2 protein-coding genes are annotated in these 1,988 nt (G+C 45.4%); both read left to right on the top strand.

All coding sequences use genetic code 11. The features are described from left to right. Positions 1-1,523 (top strand): Ig-like domain-containing protein (locus FTU02_RS16220; protein WP_180157984.1); only part of this gene is annotated, 1,523 nt, incomplete at its 5' end. Next, on the top strand, positions 1,520-1,988 hold a 469-nt coding region (locus tag FTU02_RS16215), incomplete at its 3' end, for a hypothetical protein (protein WP_180157982.1). The genes FTU02_RS16220 and FTU02_RS16215, both read left to right, overlap by 4 nt.

The raw sequence follows: 1,988 nt of genomic DNA, 5'->3' as shown, positions 1-1,988 counted from the left end.
AAGACATCGTGGTTGACTTTGGTACACCTGTGACACAACCAGATGGTTCAATCACTGTAACAGGTAAAGTTCCTGCAGGAGTTGATGGTTCAATTACTGTGACTGTACCAGAAGGTTCATACGAAGATACCGCGGGTAACCCAGGTTTACCGGGTCAAGCCAATGGTGGCGAAGGTACACCAGTCGATACTGACCGTCCACAAGTTGAAGTGACTGTGACACCAAATGGTGACATCGTACTGACTTACCCAGATGACACCGATCCATCAACGATTACGACTGATAAAATCACAGTCAAAGATCCAAATGGCAATGACATCGTGGTTGACTTTGGTACACCTGTGACACAACCAGATGGTTCAATCACTGTAACGGGTAAAGTACCTGCAGGTGTAGACGGCACGATTACTGTGACTGTACCTGAAGGTTCATATGAAGATACCACGGGTAATCCAGGTTTACCGGGTCAAGCCAATGGTGGTGAAGGTACACCAGTAGATACGCGTGCCCCTGATGTAACTGTTGATATCGTTCCAAATGCAGCGAACAGTTCAACAGCAACAGCCGTCTTTAAATTCTCTGAAGCCATTGATCCAACCAGCTTTAATGCCACTGATCTCGTTGTGACTGGTGCTAAGTTAATTGGTCAACCTGTTTATGATCAGGCAACAGATAGCTGGTCAGTTGAACTTAAAGTAGAGCCAGGTCAAACCGTATCGGTTGAAGTAAAACCGGGTAGTTATACTGATTTAATTGGTAACGCAGGTACAGCAGGTGATGACCAACTCATTACTGTTAAAATTACCAGTGTAACTCCAGATGTGGACGAAAACGGTTCACACATTACGGTGATTACAGGTAAAACTGAACCTGGTAAAGACGTTGTTGTACAACTTCTAGATGGCACAACACTTCCACCGACAAAGGCGGGTGTTGACGGAACATGGACGATTACAACGACTACACCATTACAAGATGGTGACTTTGTTACAGCAACAACGACAGACCAAGACCAACAACCGATTCAAGATAAAGTATCTTTGCCATTGATCTACATCAATGTGGTCGCTGGCGATGACGTGATTAACGAAGATGAATTGGCGGGCTTAACTGATCCAGATGGTCTATTCCTTATCACTGGTACCATCAGTAATCCAGATGCTGAAATTACGGTCACTGTAAATGGTAAACCGTACACTGTTGAGCCTGCGAATATTACGCCACAAGGTCAATGGAGCCTAAAAGTTCCAGCGACTGAACTCGGTCCAGACAACAGCATCACTGCAATTGCAAAAACACCAACAGTGACTTCAGAACCTGCGATCCGTAATCCAGGACTCGACAACGAAGCACCGACGGTGGATGTACAAATTACAGAACAAGGTAAAATTACAGTTCAATTTGTACCGGATGTGAATGTAGCGAGCATCGATCCAAAAGACTTTGTGGTGAAAGATGGAAATGGTGATGACATCACCATCAGCTTCACACCATCAGCTTCACACCATCAGCAGATGGCTTGACGTATACAGCTCAACTTCCAGATGGCTTTGACAGCACAGTAACCGTGACTGTACCAGAAGGTTCATACGAAGATGTATCAGGTAACCCAGGTCAACAAGGTACAGGAACAGGTACAGTCGATACTGACCGTCCACAAGTTGAAGTGACTGTGACACCAAATGGTGACATCGTACTGACTTATCCTGATGACACCGATCCATCTTCAATCACCACAGATAAAATCATCGTCAAAGATCCAAATGGCAAAGATATCGTGGTTGAGTTTGGTACACCTGTGACTGAACCAGATGGTTCAATCACTGTAACGGGTAAAGTTCCAGAAGGTACGGACAGCACGATTACTGTCACTGTGCCGGAAGGTTCGTATGAAGATACAACGGGTAACCCAGGTCAACCGGGTACGGGTACAGGTACAGTTGATACTGACCGTCCACAAGTTGAAGTGACTGTGACACCGAATGGTG

The organism is Acinetobacter sp. YH12045 (assembly GCF_013419925.1).
Lineage (GTDB): Bacteria > Pseudomonadota > Gammaproteobacteria > Pseudomonadales > Moraxellaceae > Acinetobacter > Acinetobacter amyesii.
Note: the sequence above shows the minus strand (reverse complement) of the source record. Positions and strands in the feature narration are given on the sequence as shown.